This window comes from Sphingopyxis bauzanensis, assembly GCF_002205675.1.
GTDB lineage: Bacteria > Pseudomonadota > Alphaproteobacteria > Sphingomonadales > Sphingomonadaceae > Sphingopyxis > Sphingopyxis bauzanensis.
Window position 1 is genome coordinate 804,730 of the sequence record NZ_NISK01000002.1, and the last position, 18,638, is coordinate 823,367.

Annotated in this window: 15 protein-coding genes and 1 pseudogene; 7 read left to right on the forward strand and 9 right to left on the reverse strand. The window is 62.5% G+C overall.

Features of this window, described 5'->3' with window-relative positions:
* Positions 1-81 precede the first annotated feature (81 nt).
* The 7 genes and pseudogenes from CDQ92_RS10450 to CDQ92_RS10475 all read right to left on the reverse strand — a co-directional run bounded on the left by CDQ92_RS10450 (position 82) and on the right by CDQ92_RS10475 (position 6,570).
* The gene (locus CDQ92_RS10450; protein WP_088441285.1) at positions 82-870 is read right to left on the reverse strand and encodes an enoyl-CoA hydratase/isomerase family protein; all 789 of its coding nucleotides are present in this window, start codon (positions 868-870) and stop codon (positions 82-84) included.
* Complete coding sequence (locus tag CDQ92_RS10455; protein ID WP_088441286.1) at positions 867-1,643, reverse strand: SDR family NAD(P)-dependent oxidoreductase; 777 nt, start codon at positions 1,641-1,643, stop codon at positions 867-869. The genes CDQ92_RS10450 and CDQ92_RS10455 overlap by 4 nt, the downstream gene beginning before the upstream one ends.
* Positions 1,644-2,059: 416 nt before the next feature.
* Positions 2,060-2,512 (reverse strand): DUF6481 family protein, encoded by a 453-nt coding sequence (locus CDQ92_RS10460; protein WP_229667023.1) that lies wholly within the window; start codon positions 2,510-2,512, stop codon positions 2,060-2,062.
* Between the two features lie 151 nt (positions 2,513-2,663).
* Positions 2,664-2,797: pseudogene (locus tag CDQ92_RS21660) on the reverse strand (S1 domain-containing protein); the annotation flags it as partial.
* Positions 2,798-2,946: 149 nt separating this feature from the next.
* Positions 2,947-3,153, reverse strand: coding sequence for a cold-shock protein (locus CDQ92_RS10465; protein WP_088441288.1), 207 nt, complete (start codon positions 3,151-3,153; stop codon positions 2,947-2,949).
* 259 nt (positions 3,154-3,412) lie between these two features.
* A complete protein-coding gene (locus tag CDQ92_RS21135; RefSeq protein ID WP_158213819.1) occupies positions 3,413-3,586 on the reverse strand; it encodes a hypothetical protein in 174 nt (57 codons plus the stop codon).
* Positions 3,587-3,789: 203 nt separating this feature from the next.
* The gene (locus tag CDQ92_RS10475; protein ID WP_088441290.1) at positions 3,790-6,570 is read right to left on the reverse strand and encodes a TonB-dependent receptor plug domain-containing protein; all 2,781 of its coding nucleotides are present in this window, start codon (positions 6,568-6,570) and stop codon (positions 3,790-3,792) included.
* 198 nt (positions 6,571-6,768) lie between these two features.
* On the opposite strand from CDQ92_RS10475, the gene CDQ92_RS10480 reads away from it, so the two are divergent.
* From CDQ92_RS10480 to CDQ92_RS10510, 7 genes are all read left to right on the forward strand, one after another.
* On the forward strand, positions 6,769-8,652 hold the full coding sequence (locus tag CDQ92_RS10480; protein ID WP_088441535.1) for a CocE/NonD family hydrolase: 1,884 nt from the start codon (positions 6,769-6,771) through the stop codon (positions 8,650-8,652).
* 71 nt (positions 8,653-8,723) lie between these two features.
* Positions 8,724-9,857 (forward strand): dipeptidase, encoded by a 1,134-nt coding sequence (locus CDQ92_RS10485; protein WP_088441291.1) that lies wholly within the window; start codon positions 8,724-8,726, stop codon positions 9,855-9,857.
* Positions 9,857-10,897 (forward strand): N-acetyltransferase DgcN family protein, encoded by a 1,041-nt coding sequence (locus tag CDQ92_RS10490; protein ID WP_088441536.1) that lies wholly within the window; start codon positions 9,857-9,859, stop codon positions 10,895-10,897. The genes CDQ92_RS10485 and CDQ92_RS10490 overlap by 1 nt, the downstream gene beginning before the upstream one ends.
* Before the next feature lie 35 nt (positions 10,898-10,932).
* Entirely contained in the window at positions 10,933-12,417 is a 1,485-nt protein-coding gene (locus CDQ92_RS10495; protein ID WP_158213820.1) for a serine hydrolase domain-containing protein, read from the forward strand.
* 12 nt (positions 12,418-12,429) lie between these two features.
* Positions 12,430-14,379, forward strand: coding sequence for a serine hydrolase domain-containing protein (locus CDQ92_RS10500; protein WP_088441293.1), 1,950 nt, complete (start codon positions 12,430-12,432; stop codon positions 14,377-14,379).
* A 19-nt stretch (positions 14,380-14,398) separates the two neighbouring features.
* Positions 14,399-16,024, forward strand: a complete 1,626-nt coding sequence (locus CDQ92_RS10505; RefSeq protein ID WP_088441294.1) for an N-acyl-D-amino-acid deacylase family protein — start codon at positions 14,399-14,401, stop codon at positions 16,022-16,024.
* A gap of 60 nt (positions 16,025-16,084) precedes the next feature.
* Positions 16,085-17,323, forward strand: a complete 1,239-nt coding sequence (locus CDQ92_RS10510; protein WP_373289580.1) for an aminotransferase class I/II-fold pyridoxal phosphate-dependent enzyme — start codon at positions 16,085-16,087, stop codon at positions 17,321-17,323.
* Between the two features lie 107 nt (positions 17,324-17,430).
* Here CDQ92_RS10510 and CDQ92_RS10515 read toward each other — a convergent pair whose 3' ends face one another.
* Both CDQ92_RS10515 and CDQ92_RS10520 read right to left on the reverse strand, forming a co-directional pair.
* Positions 17,431-17,631, reverse strand: a complete 201-nt coding sequence (locus CDQ92_RS10515; protein WP_088441295.1) for a hypothetical protein — start codon at positions 17,629-17,631, stop codon at positions 17,431-17,433.
* A gap of 289 nt (positions 17,632-17,920) precedes the next feature.
* A complete protein-coding gene (locus CDQ92_RS10520; RefSeq protein ID WP_088441538.1) occupies positions 17,921-18,607 on the reverse strand; it encodes an alpha/beta hydrolase in 687 nt (228 codons plus the stop codon).
* Positions 18,608-18,638: the final 31 nt, after the last annotated feature.

Here is an 18,638-nt window from a genome sequence, read left to right on the forward strand (position 1 = left end):
ACTGCCATCGCCCCCTCTCCCACGGGATAGTGACACTCACTATGCCGATATATCGGTGAGTCAATATCCGTAGCGAGCGATCTACCGTTCGCGATATTCGGGCGCGCGTTTTTCGAGGAATGCGGTGAGCGCCTCGCGGTGGTCTTCGGTGGCGGACAGAATGACCTGTTGGCGATCCTCGATCGCCATCGCCGCGTCGAGGCTCTGTGCATCGATATTTAGATTCAGCGCCTGCTTCGACAACCGCAGCCCGTGCGGGCTCGTGACCAGCATCTCGTCGGCGAGCGCCAGCCCACGCTCCAGTAACGTCTCTTCATCGACGATCTCGCTAACCAGCCCGGCGCGCAGCGCCCGTTCGGCGTCGATGAACCGCCCGGTCAGGATCATCTCGGCGGCGAGACTGGCACCGACTAGCCGCGGCAAGAAATAGCTCGACGCCATGTCGCAACCGCCGAGGCCGATGCGGATATAGGCGGCATTGGCGCGGAAATCGGGCGTAGCGTAGCGCACGTCCGACGCGAGCAGCAGCGAAAGCCCGCCCCCGCACGCCGCGCCATGGCCTAGCGCGATGATCGGTTGCGGACAGACGCGCATCTTGCGATAGATATTGCCGATGCGCGTCTGGGTGCGCAGCGTCCGCAGCACCGGCGTCTCGTCGCTCGACCGGTCTTCCTGGATGTCGAGCCCGGCGCAGAAACCGCGCCCGGCGCCGCGCAGGATCACGACGCGCACCTCTGGGCGGTCGGCGAGCCCGCCGAAATAGGCATTGAGGTCGTCGACCAGTCCCTCGTTCAGCGCATTGAGCCGCTCGGGGCGGTTGAGCGTCGCGATTTCGACCTGCTCGCGCGCCTCGATCAGCAGTTCGCTCACAGCGTCTGTCCGTCGTCGATGGTAAAGACGCTGCCGGTGATGCCAACCGCCGCGTCGGAGCAAAGCAACAGCAAAGGCGCGTGCAGGTCGGTTGCGGGACGCATGCGCTGGCGCGGAAAACTCTTCACCATCGCGGCGCCGGTGTCGCTGCCGAACAGTTCGGCGGTCATTTCGGATTCGAAATAGCCGGGCTGGATCACATTGACGCAAATCCCGCGCCGCGCCCATTCGCGCGCCAGCGCCTTGCCCAGATGCCGCACCGCCGCCTTGGTCGCGCCATAGACTGAAGTGGCCGGAAAGACCTTCTCGGCCGTGATCGACCCGATCAGCACCATGCGGCCGTGCTGCTTCTCGCGAACCCCCGCCTTGTCGAGCCGCTTGGCGCCCTCGCTCGCGGTCAGGAATACGCCGCGGACATTCGCGGCGAGCAGGAAATCGACGTCGTCCACCGATAGGCTCATCGCCATCTTCTCGGTCGCCACCCCCGCGTTGGCGACAATCGTATCGACCGTGCCGAACGCGGCTTCGGCCGCGTCATAGGCGGCGATGGTCGATGCTTCGTCGGTGACGTCCATGCTGACTGCAATCGCCTGTCCGCCCGCGGCTTCGATCGCGGCAACCTGCTCGGCGAGTTTGTCGGCGCGGCGTGCTGCAAGCACCACCTTCGCACCCGCACCCGCCAGCGCTTTGGCGAAACCGGCGCCCAGCCCCGACGACGCGCCCGTCACCAGCGCGATCCGCCCGGAAAGATCGAAACTCGGTGCTGCCGCCATCACACTCCCTTTCATTGCTCCCCCTGCCTTGGAGCTGATTGACGTTTACGTCAACCGACCGGCCCTGACAGAAAAGAGAGGAAATCGAGTTGACAGATAGAATCTGTTCTCTTATTGTTCTTTCTGTCGACGCCAAACCTCATCCCCCGTCGCGGCCGCCAAGCGCGGCGGACGGGGGATAAAGGTTTCTCCGTTTGCTCAGTCGGTTTTTGGCGACACTTTGCTATCGCGCGCGCAGCGGCATCCTGGAACATAAAGCCAATGTGCCGATCAGCCAGCTCGACCGCACGGGCGTGCCGCTCGTGCCAGGCGGGGCCCAGCGTGTTCGGTCAGCTTCGCTACCGGCGGAAGCTACACCACGACCAGGGACACGACCCGATCGGAGACTTTTGCCAACATCTTTTCGGGTTCCTTTATCAGGACCGTCCCGACTTGCGCACTTTGCGCGCGGCGTACCGCGCATCTCGCGCTGATTTCAGTTCAGCTTCATCAAGGACGCGCGGCGATGCGGCAAGTGCGGCTTCAGCGGCCAGACGAGCCGCTTCACGCTGAGCCATTTGCTCATCTTCTTTCGCCGCCTGAGCGGTTTTCCTCGCCTCTTGAGCAGCGGCGCGTTTGATCTGCTGCGCTTCATCCTTGGCAGCTTGGCTCGCGATACGGCGAGCTCGTTCGGCGGGGTCAATTGCAGTCCTGCTGTTCAATTGTGTGAGCGCTTTGTTTTTCGCGCTTTGCGCGACCGCCATGCGGTCCTGGAAACTCGGTTCTTTGTAACCTTGCATAAAATTACCTTTTCGTTTGTTATCGCACTCAGTCGACCATTGCGGCGACGAGACGGCGAAGGACTTCCGTAGCCAACTGGCCTTCGCCAATATGTTGAGCAGAGGCGCAACGGCCCGAGCTATCGTTGGGGAGAATTTGGGTCATGGGGAAGATGTGGCCGCCCCCGTCTGAGTTATGCATATCGTCCCCGATAGGCGGCCTTGGCCACGATATAATTGCACCTGGAATTGTTGCGCCGTTTTACCGACCTGGCCTCCCGGGCACGCGCTCACGAAAGACATTCCGACCCTTGGTGAGATCGTAGGCGTCATTTCGGGGTGCACTCGGTCACCCACGACCGAGCGAATGGGAAATTTGCGCACCTTGCCCACCGTTTATGTGATATTTTGCGCCCGACATCGAGCCGGATGGCGAATTACCCGCGTATGGCGGACTTCCGGCCATAACACGCCGACGTAACGGCGGACATTGCTGACGCACATTAAAATGGCGGCGGGTGCTAAAGCAACCCGCCGCCAGTCGATCATGCAGCCTGGAGATTCACTGCAGAGGTTTTGCCTCGCTGATCGGTCTCCAGCTCATAAGATACGCTCTGATCTTTTTGGAGGGTATGCATGCCGGCACGTTCGACGGCCGAGATGTGCACGAATGCATCGGTGCCGCCGTCGTTCGGCGCGATAAAGCCATAGCCCTTATCGGCGTTAAAAAATTTCACAGTTCCGGTAGTCATATGGGTATCCTTTATCCCAAGTATGACGGGCATGCGCCAACAGCGACGCATCCCGGCTTCAATAGTGCTAGAAAGGGATAAAGGGATGGCATAAAGCTGCCGATTATCCGTCGCATGCGACGTAAGCAGAACCCTAATACCTACTTACTCAGAAATTGAAAGCCAATTCCGGTTGTCCACCGAACGGCCATCCGCGTTGTTATGCGAGAGGCGGTCGATACCCCTGGGTGACAGGATTGGCCCGACATGGTAGATCATTTTAGCCCATCGCGCTAAACACATCCATTATTTCTCGGATGCGAACTGGCAAGATCATGTCGTATTTTGAAGAGGCTTTGAGGCGTGGCCACAGATGGCAATTGCCGCGAATGCGGTTGACCGCCGTGAGAAAGGATTGCGCCATAACTTGTGCAGTAAAGGCATTTACGCCCAAGCTATGGTGCGATCCGGAATACGATCATTTGCGCAATCGCGGCTATCAGCGCGACCCAGCTGGCTGGCGCCTTGCCCCCGCTTATGAACTCAACCCGATGCCGGTCGACGTCAAGCCGCGCCACCATGCACTGACGCTCAATGAGACCGACGATGCAAGTTCGATGGACACAGCGAGCTCCAACCGCCTAGGTGTCGACGGCGTTAAAAATCGACCCGCGCGCCGACGGTGACATATGTGCCGACGACATCGTACAAGGTGCTGTTGACGGTGATGAGTGGCGGCTTGCGGTCGAAAACATTGTTGACGTTGCCGAACAGCATGAAGCGATCGTCGACCTTGAACCGTGCCCCGATATCCACATAAGTCCGCGAAGCAATCTTGTTGTTGATCAGGGTCGCGCGCGTCCGGTCAAAATTGCCGCCGTCTATATAGCGGGCACGGATGTCGAAGCCGAAGTTGGCATCCTCATAGGTTGCGCTGAGCGTTCCGCGCCATTTGGGTGTGGCGCGCAGGACCGAGTCCCCGACGTCGCCCGCCGTTTCGACGCGACTGAGCCCCGTATCGAACACCAGTTTGTTAACGTAGGTCGCCAGAGCACGAATGCGGATGCTGCCCGGCAGGCCCGCGCCAACATTCGACAGACTGGTGACATATGATGCCTCCATGTCGAGCCCGCTGGTCTCGAAGCTCGCAATATTCTGCTGGTTGGCGGCGACCTGCACGACCGTTCCCGTCGCATCGCGTGTGATCCGATCACACGCTGCGGTACTGCCACGAGCACAAGCGAGCGTCAGGTTCGATCCGTTCAGCGCCGTGATCGCACCGTCGATCTTGATCTTGTAATAATCGACCGAGGCACTGAAGCCGCGCAGATAAGACGGCGAATAGGTCGCGCCGATTGACGTCGTATAGCTCACTTCGGGCACCAGATCGGGGTTGCCGCCGGTGAAGGTCGTGACGGTGGACGGCGTCGGATTATAGGCCGGGTTAGCTGCGGCACGACCATCCCTGTCCTGATCGTTGAGCGGTCCGATATTGATCGAGCGGACGGCGAATAGTTCGCCGACGCTTGGCGAACGGATGTCCCGCGAACGCGTTGCGCGCAGCAACAGATCGTTGAACAGGCGGGCGGTGCCGCCAGCTTTCCATGTCCAGATGCCGCCGCTGGTGCTGTAGTCCGAATAGCGCGCCGCGCCGCTGAGGTCGATTTCGACCGCATTTTCAAGTTTGAGCAGCGGTAGCAGGAGTTCGCCGAACGCTTCCTTGACGTTGAACCCGCCTGAAGTCGGCGTCGAAAAGACGAGAATGCCGAAGTTGCTGGCGTTTGCCACCGTGAAGTCGTCGCGCGACGAGATCTGTTCTTCCCAGCGCGCCTCTGCACCAAGCGCCAAGGTCACCGGGCCAGCCCACAAGGAAAAGAGATCACCCTGAATTTCGGCCCCGGCAGAATCGAGCTTGGTCGTCCCGAAGGCCTGCTGCGTTCCGGTGAAATAGGCGCGCGCTTCGGGCGACGCGTTCAATGCCCCAAAGGGATTGAGCGGCCGACACGCGGTATCGTCGTTCGCCGGGTTGGCGTCGGCATTGATGCCGCAGACAATTTGCCCGCCGCTCGACACCGCATTGACCGAATTATTGAATTGCCGGACCAGGCGCGAGTTGCCCATGGCCTGTTCGCTGTCGACCTCGCCATGGCTGTACCAGGCTTTGTAACGGAAGCCGCTGCCGAACGTCCCGTCGACGCCAATTGCGGCTTCCTTGCTCACGCGCAGGCCGCGGAACTGCAATTGTAGAATGTCGTTGAAATAGCGTCCGAAGGTGAAGCTGGTCTCGCCCGCGGCGGCGAGCTGATCGCGGATCGCGGTGGACAAATAGGGGTTGTTCGCCTGGATCGTCAAATAGGGCAGACCGAGCGCGCCACCGACCGTATAGTCACCGAAGAACGGGGCGTTCGACAGCGCGCGGGCATAGCTGCCATCGACCCAGAAGGTCGCATCGCCCACTTCATAGCTTAGCCGGGCATAGGTGCTCAGCCGTTCGAAAGGCGACGAGGCGGGGATAGTGTCGTATAGATTGATGCCGTCCTCGCCGCCCACCATCCGCAGCGGGAAGGCGCCTGCACCGACACTCGTGCCGCGACGGAAGGCGCGCAGCGTCCCGTCGGAATTGAAGGTCTGTCCGGCCAGAACGCCGCTAGTGATCAGACCGCCCAGCGTGACGTTCCCGAAGTTCACGTCGTTCACCAGTTCCGAACCCGTGCCCGACGGAATGAAATCGGGGCTGTTGAGGTTGGGACGGGTGCTCCGGTCGATCACGCCGGCGTCTTTGACAAATTCCCCGCCGACGATGAATTGACCGCGTCCGTCGGCGAAGCTGGTGCCGAATTTTGCGTCAAAGCCATAGCGGAACCCGTCGCCACGCGACGATATGCCGACATTTCCGCCGATCGACAGACCGTCATAATCCTTGTCGAGAATGATGTTGACGACGCCCGCGACCGCGCCCGAACCCCAGGCCGCCGAAGCGCCCCCCGTCACGACTTCGACGCGCTCGACCAGGTTCGTCGGAATGAAATTCAGATTTCCCTCGCCCACGAAGCGCCGGCCATCGAGTAGCACCAGCGTCCGGTTGGACCCTAGGCCACGCATGTCGACAGGCGCGGTGCCGGTCGACGTATTGCCATTCGATACGCTCGGCGTGGTCGTCGGACGGATTTGGGGAAGGTCGTTCAGAACCTGCTGGATGTTCGGACGCGCGCCCAGGCGTAACTCATCCTCGCCGACCACGGTGGTTGGCGTCGGCTGATCGAACCCGGCGCGTGCGATGCGCGATCCCGTGACAAGGATCTCTTCGTCTGCCGAAGCCGCCGTCTCGGACGGCGTCTGCGCCGCTGCCGGCATTGCGAGCATCAAACCGATGGCGAGCGCCGCGCTGCTGCTACCCCGAGCGAACCGGAATCCGGCCTTGTCACTATCTTTACGCATCTCATCCGCCCCTTGTGCTTGGCCGCTCGTTGGCGGCCGGCCTTATGCCTGTTTCAAGAAACTGCCATAATGTCCTGTTCAGGACAACATATTTCTCTAGTGAGAAATTCAGCCCATAATTGACAAGGTGCGGGCGTTGCGGTCTTTAAAGCCTTCGGTGTCGAATCGGACCCGAAAACCGGGATGACGGAGTTGCTGATGTCGCGCTTGGGCTCGCCGCTGATTTTGTGTGTCGCCGCTGCCGTGGCGCAGCCAGCGTCCGCGCAGGATCTGTCGAAATATACCCCGCAGGCCTTGGAGAGCGAGCTCACCGCAACCGCCGATTCGCGGATCGCGGTAATGGTGCCGATGCGCGACGGGGTTCGGCTATCGACCAACATCTACACACCCAAGAACGCTTCCGGTCGCCTGCCCGTGATCCTGTGGAAGACGCCTTACAACGAGCACAAGCTGCGCGGATCGACGCAGCGCTATGCGATTGAGGCGGTGCGGCGGGGCTATATCTTCATCGTCCAAAACGAACGCGGGCGGTATTTTTCCGAAGGCAAATACGAGATTCTCGGCAAGCCCCAGACTGACGGTTACGATACGCTGAGCTGGATCGCGGCACAGGACTGGTCAAACGGCAAGATCGGCACACTCGGCTGCTCGTCCTCGGCCGAATGGCAACTCGCGCTCGCCGCGCAGAACCATCCCGCGCATGCGGCGATGGTGCCGATGGCGGCGGGCGCCGGGATCGGCAAGGTCGGGCGGTTTCAGGAGCAGGGCAATTGGTACACCGGCGGCGTACCGCGCAGCCTGTTCTTCGTCTGGCTCTATGGCGTCGACAATCCGGTCCGCGCCCAGCTGCCCGCCGACATCGACGAGCCAACACGCGCACGGGCGACGCTCAACAATGACCTCGCCGCGACCAAGCCCTCGGTCGATTGGGCCAGGCACATCAAATCGCTGCCCGTCGCGAACCTGCTTTCCAGCCTGGGTGAACCGCCGCAGACGTTCGACACGCTGATCGCCCGCACACCCGCTGATCCCGCATGGCGCGAAGGCGGACTTTATCATGATGACATGGGCTGGGGCGTCCCCGCGCTGTGGTTCAACAGCTGGTATGACGTGTCGATCGGGCCTAATCTCGAGCTGTTCACTCACGCACGCGCAAGCACCGAGGATGCGGAGGCGGCCGCCAATCAATATGCGGTCATCGCGCCCGTTACCCACTGCGGCTATGCGCGGTTGGGGAAGGATACAGTCGTCGGCGAGCGTTCGATGGGCGACACCAGCTTCGACGTCGACGGCGCGGTCTTCGGTTGGTTCGATCGCTGGCTGAAGGGTATTAAAAGGGCCTTCCCCGACGCGACACCGCATGTCCGCTATTTCGCGATGGGCGCAAACCAGTGGAAAAACAGCGAGAGCTGGCCACCGAAAAATGTCCGCCCGCTTCGCTTCTACCTCAGCAGTAACGGCGATGCGAACAGCCTCTATGGCGGGGGCAAATTGGTTGCGGAAGCGCCGACCACCGGGACCGCCGATCGTTTCCGATACGATCCGATGAACCCCGTGCCCACGGTCGGCGGCGGCGATTGCTGCAACGGCGGTATCGTGATTCCCGGCGCGTTCGATCAGCGCGGCGTCGAGGCGCGCAACGATGTGCTCGTCTATTCGAGCGAACCGCTGGAAAATGCAGTGGAGGTCAGCGGTTTTGTCGATGCGGTGCTCCAGGTGTCCTCCAGTGCCCCCGACACGGATTTTGCGGTAAAGCTGGTCGATGTCGCACCCGATGGTACCGCCTGGATCATCGGCGATACGATCTTTCGGGTGCGCTACCGGAACGGTTTTGACAAACCGGCGATGATGCAGCCGGGCCAGGTTTACACGATCAAACCGTCGCCGATCGCGACCAGCATCCGCTTCGGCAAGGGACATCGCATCCGCATCGAAGTGACATCGTCGAACTTTCCCAAGTTCGTGCGCAACCTCAATACCGGCGGCACCAACGAGACCGAGAGCAAGGGGCAGATCGCCGACAACATCGTCCACCACGGGCCGGGACGCCTGTCCTATGTCGAGTTACCGGTGGTGCGGTGAATCAATCTGCTTGATGTTTCTGATTAGGATTATATGATCCTAATTTGAAAACACCACAGGGGGGAGCTTCCATGCAATTGTCTCGTCGTCAGGCGCTGTGCGCCGTCGCTGGTGCGGCGCTCGCCGCCCCCCATATTGCGCGGGCCGCATTTCAGGTCAGCCCCTTCAGCGGCAAAACCTATTCAAAACGCGCGGTCGAACTCGTCAAAAGCTCGGTGATCGTCGACATGCTCGCGCCGATCAAAATCGATTTCGATCCGTCCTTTTACGCCAAGCCGATGAGCGAGCAGATGGCCGCCGATTTTCGCGCCAGCGGCCTTAGTGCGATTCACCATGCCGTCGGCATCGGAGGCCCGACGGCGAAGGAGCAGGCGCTGAGCTTTTTCGCCATCTGGGGCAATTATGTCGCGCGCAACAGCGACGTACTGACCGGTGTCGATACGTTCGCCGACATCCTCGACGCCAAAAAGGATGGCAAGGTCGCGGTGATCATGGGACTGCAGAATGCCGATCATTTCCTGCGCCCCGCCGATGTCAAAAGTTTCTATGAGTTGGGGCAACGCTGTGCGCAGCTCACCTATAATTCGCAGAACCGCATCGGGTCGGGATCAACCGACCGCGTCGATGGCGGGGTCAGCGACTTTGGGGTGTCGATCATTGAGGCGATGAATGCGGTCGGCATGCTGGTCGATGTCTCGCACAGCGGCGACCGCACGACGCTCGATGCCATCGAAATTTCGAAAAAACCCATTTCGATCACGCACAGCAACTGCCGTGCCCTGATCGATCACCCCCGCGTCAAAACCGACGCGGCGATCAAGGCGATGGCGGCGAAGGGCGGGGTGATGGGAATCACCGGGGTTCGCAATTTCGTGAGCAAGACTGATCCGACGACGATCGTGAATTACGCCGACCATATCGAACATGTCATCAAGCTGGTCGGTATCGACCATGTCGGTATCGGGACCGATGCCGACCTCTATGGCTATGACGACACGTCGCCCGAGATGAACAAGATGCTGCGCGGCGCCTATAAGGACAGCTACGCGTTTCGCGAAAAAATCGACATCGACGGCTTCGATCATCCTCTCAAGATGTTCGATCTGACCGAAGAACTGATCCGCCGCGGCTATTCCGACGCCAATATCCGCGCTGTCCTCGGCGGCAATTTCCAGCGGCTGCTGACCGCGACATGGGGCGGCTGATGAACGCGCCAGCGGAACGTATGATGGGCACTTTATTGCTACCGCAGCCCTATGTCCTCTTTCTGGGCGACGTGACGGTCGCGGGCTATGCCAAGACCGCGTTCGGGCTACGCGACTGGGCAGCCGAAAAATGTGTCGGCGAAATCCGGCTCGATGGCGCCACGGTCACCACTGGTCTGGACGAAATGACCGCGGCGGAAGCGCAAGCGCGCGGCGCGCGCGCCCTGCTGATCGGCGTCGCCAATCCGGGCGGCGTTATTCCGGCAAGCTGGCGCGCTTCGCTGGTCGAAGCGCTGGAGGCTGGCCTCGATCTGATCGCCGGCATGCATATGCGCCTTTCCGACATCCCGGAACTGGCCACTGCCGCGCAGCGACTCGGCCGCCAGCTCATCGACGTGCGGGTGCCGCCCGCACAAATCCCGATCGCCAATGGGCGCAAGCGCAGCGGGAAGCGACTGCTCACGGTCGGTACCGATTGCGCGCTCGGAAAAAAATACACGGCACTGGCGCTCGCCGGTGCCTTCGCGCGGCGCGGCCTCGATGTCGATTTCCGCGCGACGGGGCAAACCGGCATCATGATCGCGGGCGGCGGCATCCCCATGGACGCGGTCATCTCCGACTTCGAGGCCGGCGCGGCAGAGATCTTGTCACCCGATGCGGCGACCGGCCATTGGGACGTGGTCGAGGGGCAAGGCGCGATCACCCACCCCGCTTACGCCGGCGTGTCGGTGGGCCTCCTACACGGTAGCCAGCCCGACGTCTTCGTCGTCTGTCATGAGCCCGGCCGAACCGAGATGATTGGCACCGCCGGCTATGAGCTGACGAGCATTGAAGAGATTGTCGAACTCACCCTGGTGCTCGGTCGGCGGACCAATGCCGCGATCCGTTGCGGCGGCTTTTCGTTTAACACGTCGGCGATGGGGGCGGCCGAGGCAGCCGCGCTGATGGCTGCCGAAACCCTTCGGCTCGGGATGCCCGTAGCGGACCCGATGCGGGGTGGTGCCGCCTTCGACGCGCTTGTCGAAAGCTGCCTCGCATGACCCGCGCGCCATTCAACGATTTTACGGAGACTTGCATGACCCGTTTTCCGGCCCTGCGCCGTACCGCCCTTGCCGCCGCGCTGCTTGGCTCGATCGCCCTGACTTCCGCCGCCATGGCGCAGGCCGCAGCGGAACCCTCCTACAGTATTCCGCAGGACCGGATCGGAGGGCTTGCCGATTTCGTCGATGGCGTGATGGCGCAACAGATCGCGACGCGCGAAGTCGCCGGCGCCGTCGTCACTGTCGTTTACCGCGATAAGGTTCTTTTCTCGCGCGGTTACGGATTTGCCGATGTCGACAAGGGGATTGCAGTGGACGGAGAGCAGACGCTGTTCCGGCCGGGATCGGTCTCCAAAATGTTCACCTGGACAGCCTTGCTGCAACAGGTCGAGGCAGGTCGCGTCGATCTCGACGCCGATGTGAACCGCTATCTGGATTTCAAGATCCCCGCGTTTGAAGGCAAGCCGATCCGCGTGCGCGACCTGTTGTCGCACACCCCCGGGATGAGCGACGTCGGCGGGCTGACGGCCCCGACACCCGACAAGATCACGCCCTATGTCGAATGGATGAAGACGCATATACCGACGCGCCATTGGCCGGCGGGGACCGAGACGTCCTACTCGAATTACGGCTCGGTGCTTGCTGGCTATATCGTCGAGCGCGTGTCGGGCGAGGCCTTTCCCGACTATGTCGAAAAGCATATCTTCGCGCCGCTTGGCATGAATTCCACGACGTTTCGCGAACCGCTGCCCGCCGCGCTCGCGCCTCGGATGGCAACCGGTTATCAGTTCAAGGACGGCCGGCTGGTTGCCGATCCGTTCGAGCTGTTCAGCCCTGTGATGCCAGCGGGATCGGGAACGAGCAGCGGGTCCGACATGGCGCGCTTCATGATCGCAATGATGAACGGCGGCGCGCTGGGCAAGGCGCGCATCCTGAAGCCCGCATCGGTCAAATTGCTGATGACCGATTCGGTCGCCAACGCCCCCGGCTTCCCGGGCATGGCGCACGGTTTTTTCGTCGTTCGCGAAAAAGGCCCGCGCATGGTCGGTCATGGCGGCAACACCGGCGATTTCCATTCGAATATGATCCTGGCGCCAGAAGCCGGACTGGGCTTTTTCATTTCTGAAACCGGTGGTCAGGGCAGCTATGGCGGGCGCACCGAGCTGACCGAAGCGCTGATCGGCCGGTTGTTCCCGGTCACGCCCTCACCACGCATTGCCGCCTCCGCCGACGAAACATTGCCGCTCGGCGCCTATCGCGGCAACCGGCGCGACTATACGCGCCCGGCCAACCCCGAACGTGACCTGAAGATCGCCGCGGCAGGCGCGAATGCGGTCACGATCACAAACGACGGCAAGACGACCTATTGGGAACGCGTCGGGCCGATGCGGTTCGAGCAGGTGACCGGCGCGCGGGCGGGCGGTCCATATGAGCAATTGCTGTTCCACGGTGCCAAAGGGCGTTGGCGCCTGTCTTTCACATCGCAGCCGCATGTCCTTTACCATTTCGTCCAGCCTTGAGGAGAACCCACTATGAAGCTCTTGATCGCCCTTGCGCTTTCCTGCGCCCCCGTCGCGGCTCTCGCGCAAACGGTGGCCTCCGATACCCCCGGCCAGTTCGCCAGCGGCGTGCAATATGTCCAGCCCAAGGACTGGACGGCGTCGAGGCAGGGCTCCGCGCTCATCTTCACCTCGCCCGAGGGTGATCTTCGCATCATGGTCGCCGAAATCGGCGCCGCCACCGACGCCACGGACGCAGCAGCAAAGGCCTGGGCCGTCATCCGCCCTGGCGCGGCACCGACGCTGCGCACCAGCACCGCCGCGCCCCCAGCAGACGGCTGGGACGAACGAGTCGGTCTTGCTTACGACACCTTGCCGACCGAGCGCGCCGCGCGCTCGGCGACGGCGCTGCGCAAGGGCTCTGCCTGGACGGTGCTGGTTATCGATGGTTCGGCGGGTACCGCTGCCAAACGCTCGGCCGCCATGTCAGTGGTCGCTCAGGGCCTGCGTCCGGCGGGCTTCCAGAAGGAAAGCTTTGCCGGCAAGACCGCGCACGAACTCACTCCCGAGCGCATCAAGCTGCTCACTGACTTCATCGAGCAGAGCCGTCAGGAACTCGAAGTCCCCGGCGTCGGCTTCGCGCTGATCGATGACGGCAAGGTGCTATGGCAAGGCGGCTTCGGCGTCCGCGCACTCGGCTCGCCCGAAAAGGTCGACGAGCACACCAAGTTCATGATCGCATCGAACACCAAGGGGATGACCACCCTCCTCCTCTCGACACTCGCCGACGAGGGCAAGCTGCGCTGGGACGAGAAGGTCGTCGACCTTTATCCCGACTTCCGGCTCGGCAATGACGAGGTAACCAATTCGGTACTGGTCAAGCATCTGATCTGCGCCTGCACCGGGCTGCCGCGCAAGGACTTCGGCTTCATCCTCGCCGACAAGGGCCAGCCCGCCGCGGACACCTTTACCCAGCTTGCCGCGACGATGCCGACCAGCAAGTTCGGCGACCTGTTCCAGTATAACAACCAACTCGCCTCGGCGGCCGGTTATGTCGGCGGGCATATCCTCTATCCGACGATGGAATTCGGCGCCGCCTATGACCGCGCGATGGAAGAAAAGGTCTTCGGGCCGCTCGGCATGAAGGACAGCACCTTTGACTATGCCGAGGGCATGGCCGGCAACTGGGCGGCACCGCACGGCCTCGACATCGACGGCAAGGTGACGCTGATGTCGAACGACTTCAACTGGTCGCCTTACCCCTATCGGCCCGCGGGCGCGGCCTTCTCGACCACTGCCGACATGGTCCGGTACGTCCAGCTCGAACTCGGCAAGGGCATGCTTGACGGCAAGCGCGTGGTAAGCGAGGCCAATTTGCTCGCGCGTCGCGAAAAGGGTGTCCAGGTCGGACCCGACAGCTGGTACGGCATGGGGCTGTTCCAGCGCGACGCCTCGGGCGTGCAGGTCGTCACCCACGGCGGCACGCTGGTAGGCTATCACAGCAACTGGTTTGCACTTCCCGAGTCTGGCGTCGGCCTCGTGATCCTGGTCAACAGCGATCCGGGCGCGTCGATGCTGGCGCCGACGCTCCGCCGCCTGCTCGAAATACTCTACGACGGCCAGCCCGAGGCCGCGCGCGACGTCACCGCGGCTGCGACGCGGATCGCCGCGCAGGCCAAGGCGAAGCGCGAGCGGCTGACCTTTCCGGGCGACGCTGCCGTACTGGCGGGCCTGGCTGGTCATTACAGCGATCCGACGGTGGGCCAGATCACGATCACGGAGAAGAACGGCCAGAAATGGATCAAGGCCGGCTTCGTCGAGGGGCCGCTTGCTACCCGCAAGAATGCCGACGGCAGCGTCTCGATCGTCTCGGTCGGTCCCGGCAGCATCGGCGTCGATGCACTGGTCGGCACGAAGGACGGCAAGCGCACGCTCGCAATCAACGACGGCCAGCAGACCCAATATTTGTACGTCGAGAACTGAAGATTAGGGAGATTTCCACATGACCCGGCCGTTCGCACTTGCCTTTGCCGCATTGCTGCTGGGGGGCGCGGCGGCGCCGCCGCCAGCAGCGTATGACATCGTCATTCGCGGCGGGCGCGTGCTCGACGGTGCGGGCAATCCCTGGATCAACGCCGATGTCGCGATCAAGGACGGACGCATCGCGCAGGTCGGCGTGATCGCTGGCGAAGGCAAGCAGGAGATTGATGCGCGTGGGCGCTATGTCTCGCCGGGCTTCATCGACATGCTCGACCAGTCGGGGCGAACCTTGCTGCGCGACGGATCAGCGGTGAACAAGCTCAACATGGGAGTGACTACGCTGATCGCGGGCGAAGGCGGCACGGCTGTGCCTGCGGGCGAGCTGGCGGGATATTTCGCGACGCTTGAGAAACAGGGAATCGCGGTCAATTTCGGTACCTATTATGGCGCAGTCCAGGCGCGGGTGAAGGTCATGGGTGACAGCGCGGGTGCGCCGAGCGAAGCGCAGCTCAGCGCGATGGAGGAAGAAGTGCGTGCCGCGATGCAAGCGGGCGCTTTCGGCATTTCGTCGGCGCTCATTTATTCGCCCGCGAGTTTTCAGGCGACGGGCGATCTGGTGCGGCTGGCGGCGATCCCCGCCAAGTGCGGCGGCTTCTATGCGACCCATATGCGCGACGAGAGCGACAAGCTGCTCACCGCGATCGACGAGGCCGTCGAGATCGGCGAGCGCAGCGGCGCCAAGGTCGAGATCTTTCACATCAAGGCGGCTTACGCGCCGCTCTGGGGCAAGCTGATGCCGCAGGCGATCGCCCGGATCGAGGCGGCGCGGACGCGCGGCCTCGACATCGGCGCCAACATCTACCCCTATCGCGCCGGGGGCACCGGGCTCGACGTGACCATACCGACGCATATCTTCGCCAAGGGCCGCGAAGCCGCGCACGCGGCGCTTCGCGACCCCGCGGTGCGCGAACAGCTCAAACAGGAGCTCGCGGCTGGACCGCAAGCCGACTGGTCGAACCTCGTCCACGCCTCGGGGGGATGGAAGAATGTCGTGCTCGGGAACGCGCATAGCGATCAATATAAGCGCTTCCACGGCCAGAATTTTGCCGACATTGGCAAGACGCTGGGCAAGGATCCCGCCGACGCCGCCTGGGACATCTGGCTCGCCGCGCTTCCCGCGCGCGCCTCGGCGCTCTATTTCATGATGGACGACAAGGACATCGACCTTGCGATGAAACAGCCCTGGGTCAGCGTCGGCACCGACGCCGCCGCCGCCGACAGCACGGCAGATCCGCAAACTGCCGGGCGGCCGCACCCGCGCTCCTACGGCACCTTTCCGCGCATCATCGCCGAATATGTCAAAGCGCGCCCGGTGCTGACGCTGCCCGACGCTATCCGCAAGATGACCGGCTGGCCCGCGCAGCGGCTGGGCCTTCCCGATCGTGGATTGCTGCGCGCCGGCATGCGGGCCGATGTCGTTGTCTTCGATCTGGCGTCCATCAAGGATCATGCGACGTTTGATGCCCCGACCGCGGCGCCCGACGGCATCGGCGATGTGATCGTCAACGGCGTCGTCGCGCTCGCCAAGGGACAGCCGACCGGATCGCGGAGCGGCACCATATTGCGCCACGCATGCCCCAACGTCTGACGCGCATACAGGGCGAAAACTTTATGGTAGATACCGCACCGGCTTAGCCGACAAGCCCGCATGATATATTCGCAATCGTACAAGCGGAGCAAGATCGCCGTGCCGGTCCAAATCGATCCCTTCCACGCCATCTCCATCAGTCGCCTCGCGCATCGGCTTCGGGCCGAGGGCGGGTCGGTGATCCATATGGAGTTCGGTCAACCCTCGACCGGCGCCCCTGCAGCAGCGATCGACGCCGCACACCGCATCCTTGATGCCGATGGCATGGGCTATTGGGAGAGTCCGGGGCTCAAAGCACGGATCGCAGCGCACTATGACGAAGCCTATGGGGTGGCGGTTGATCCCGAACGAGTCATCCTCACGTGCGGCGCGTCACCCGCATTCGTCCTCGCGCTCTCGTGTCTGTTCGCGCCCGGGGCCCGGGTCGCCCTCGCGCGTCCAGGCTATGTTGCCTATCGCAACACGCTCAAGGCGCTTCATCTCGTCCCGCTCGAGTTCGCTTGCGGCGAAGCTGAACGGTTCCAGATCACGAGTGCCGCGGTCGAACGCCTTGACCCGGCACCGGACGGGCTGATTATTGCCAGCCCCGCCAACCCGACGGGCACGATCATTCCGCCAGAGGAACTCCGGGCGCTGGCGGAGGTCTGCAAGCGCCGCGGCATCGCGCTCGTTTCTGACGAGATATATCACGGGCTGAGCTATACGCGTCCCGCAGAAACCATGCTCCAGCACGCGCCCGGCGCGTTGGTCGTCAACAGTTTCTCCAAATATTTCAGCATGGCGGGTTGGCGCCTTGGCTGGCTCATCGTCCCCGAAACGCTGATCGACGCGGCGCGCGCGCGCATGGGCAATCTGTTTCTGACGCCGCCCTCCCTCGCCCAACATGCCGGGCTGATAGCGTTCGACTGCCGCGAAGAGCTGGAAGGCCATTTGAAAACCTATGCGCGCAACCGCGAACTGCTGCTCAAGGCACTTCCCCAAATGGGCTTGCGGCGGATCGCGCCACCGGATGGGGCATTCTATATCTACGCGGACGTCGGGCATCTCACAAACGACAGCCTCGCCTTCTGCGAGGCGCTGTTGCGCGACACGGGTGTGGCTGTGGCTCCCGGGCTGGATTTCGATCCGGTCGACGGCAACGGCTTCATCCGCTTCAGCTTCGCCGTCTCTACCGGCTTGGTTGAAGAGGCGATCCGGCGCATGGAGCCATGGTTTGCGGCCAGAACGTTGGTTGCGGCGGGCGCGCCTGTCCGCGGACAGAGGACATCTACCATCTCAAGTCGTCCGTCAGTCGAATAGGAAAGCGAAATTTCCCGCGGCCTGTGAATGGGAAGCCTGGCCGATGACAGACAGTCAGCTCTGGTGATGCCGCTAAACAAAGGCCGGCGGCCGCATCACATGCTGGATCACGCCAAAGTCACATAGTCGGCAACCGTACAGCGCTGCCCTAGGGGTAACGCGAGCCCTGCAGCAAGATAAGGATCGTCGTGCAACGCGACGATGGTCTCGAGGAGAGCGGCATCCCAGGATGGCCAATGCGAAAGCTCTGCCGGCACGCGAAGCCTTTTCTTCAGCCGAGCGGGCATTTTGAACGCTTTGGCCAGCATGGGCCTTCGCAACGGAACATTTGTTGCGCAGGTCCGTAGTCTCAAACGGCGGGAAGTTCGCGCTCGCCGTGGGAGAAAGACAATGAAAAGGCTTCTGACAATTTTCGTACTGGGCAGCTCGATGCTGGCACTGTCTGCTTGCAACACAGTTGATGGCGCCGCGAAAGATGTCGAATCCGTTGGCGACTGTGCCGATGGAGTTCAGGGCAACTGCTAGGACGGGGCGGACTCATGAGCGTCAACTGACATTCGGTTCAACCGAACGTCGCTGAACCGAAGCTGTCTGGTTTCAGGCCGGTAGGGGAGAAGCGAACGAGCGAGCGAAAGCCGCCGCCAGGAAATCCCGGCCGAGGCGAAGTCCGACAGGATCCACGGTGTGCACCACGCCGTAAGAGACGTGCGTCGTGACCTCAACGCCGAGGCGTTTGAGTTCACTCTCCGACATGTGTAGCGCAGCGATCGGGACGACCGGATCGGCCGTGCCGTGCACCAAGAGCACGGGCGGCTTCGGGAAGTCTCCGTGATTCAGCCCCAGCGTCCCTGCCAACATGCCGGAATAGCCAACGACGGCAGCCACCGCCTGCGGTCGCCGTAGCGCGACATGCAGTGCCATCATCGTCCCCTGACTGAAGCCGACGATGGCCAGGTCAGCCTCGCTCAGACCATATTGCTCGAGCTTGCGGTCGATGAAGGCGTCGATCGCTGGCGCAGCCGAGGCGGCGCCAGCGGCGAGCGCGGACGGCGCAAAGCCGGAAAGTCCCCACCATTGATAACCCCTCTCCATCATGCCGCAGCGCTGCGGCGCGTGCGGGGCCAGAAACAGCGTGTCCGGAAGCGCCTCCTGCCACGCTGGTGCGAGCGCGATCATGTCTGTTCCGCTCGACCCGAAGCCGTGCAGTAGCAGGACGATTTTCTTGGGCGGCTCTCCGGAGCGCGGCTTGAGGCTGGCTCCGTTTACGATCTTGGACAGGGTCATGCACCCCATATGGGTATCGCTGGCCATTTGT

Coding starts and splice junctions, on each gene's coding strand:
- CDQ92_RS10510 (WP_373289580.1), top strand. CDS start 16,085: ATGATATATTCGCAATCGTACAAGCGGAGCAAGATCGCCGTGCCGGTC.
- CDQ92_RS10515 (WP_088441295.1), bottom strand. CDS start 17,631: ATGCTGGCCAAAGCGTTCAAAATGCCCGCTCGGCTGAAGAAAAGGCTT.
- CDQ92_RS10475 (WP_088441290.1), bottom strand. CDS start 6,570: ATGCGTAAAGATAGTGACAAGGCCGGATTCCGGTTCGCTCGGGGTAGC.
- CDQ92_RS10505 (WP_088441294.1), top strand. CDS start 14,399: ATGACCCGGCCGTTCGCACTTGCCTTTGCCGCATTGCTGCTGGGGGGC.
- CDQ92_RS10500 (WP_088441293.1), top strand. CDS start 12,430: ATGAAGCTCTTGATCGCCCTTGCGCTTTCCTGCGCCCCCGTCGCGGCT.
- CDQ92_RS10495 (WP_158213820.1), top strand. CDS start 10,933: ATGACCCGTTTTCCGGCCCTGCGCCGTACCGCCCTTGCCGCCGCGCTG.
- CDQ92_RS10480 (WP_088441535.1), top strand. CDS start 6,769: ATGTCGCGCTTGGGCTCGCCGCTGATTTTGTGTGTCGCCGCTGCCGTG.
- CDQ92_RS10485 (WP_088441291.1), top strand. CDS start 8,724: ATGCAATTGTCTCGTCGTCAGGCGCTGTGCGCCGTCGCTGGTGCGGCG.
- CDQ92_RS10455 (WP_088441286.1), bottom strand. CDS start 1,643: ATGGCGGCAGCACCGAGTTTCGATCTTTCCGGGCGGATCGCGCTGGTG.
- CDQ92_RS10520 (WP_088441538.1), bottom strand. CDS start 18,607: ATGACCCTGTCCAAGATCGTAAACGGAGCCAGCCTCAAGCCGCGCTCC.
- CDQ92_RS10490 (WP_088441536.1), top strand. CDS start 9,857: ATGAACGCGCCAGCGGAACGTATGATGGGCACTTTATTGCTACCGCAG.
- CDQ92_RS10465 (WP_088441288.1), bottom strand. CDS start 3,153: ATGACTACCGGAACTGTGAAATTTTTTAACGCCGATAAGGGCTATGGC.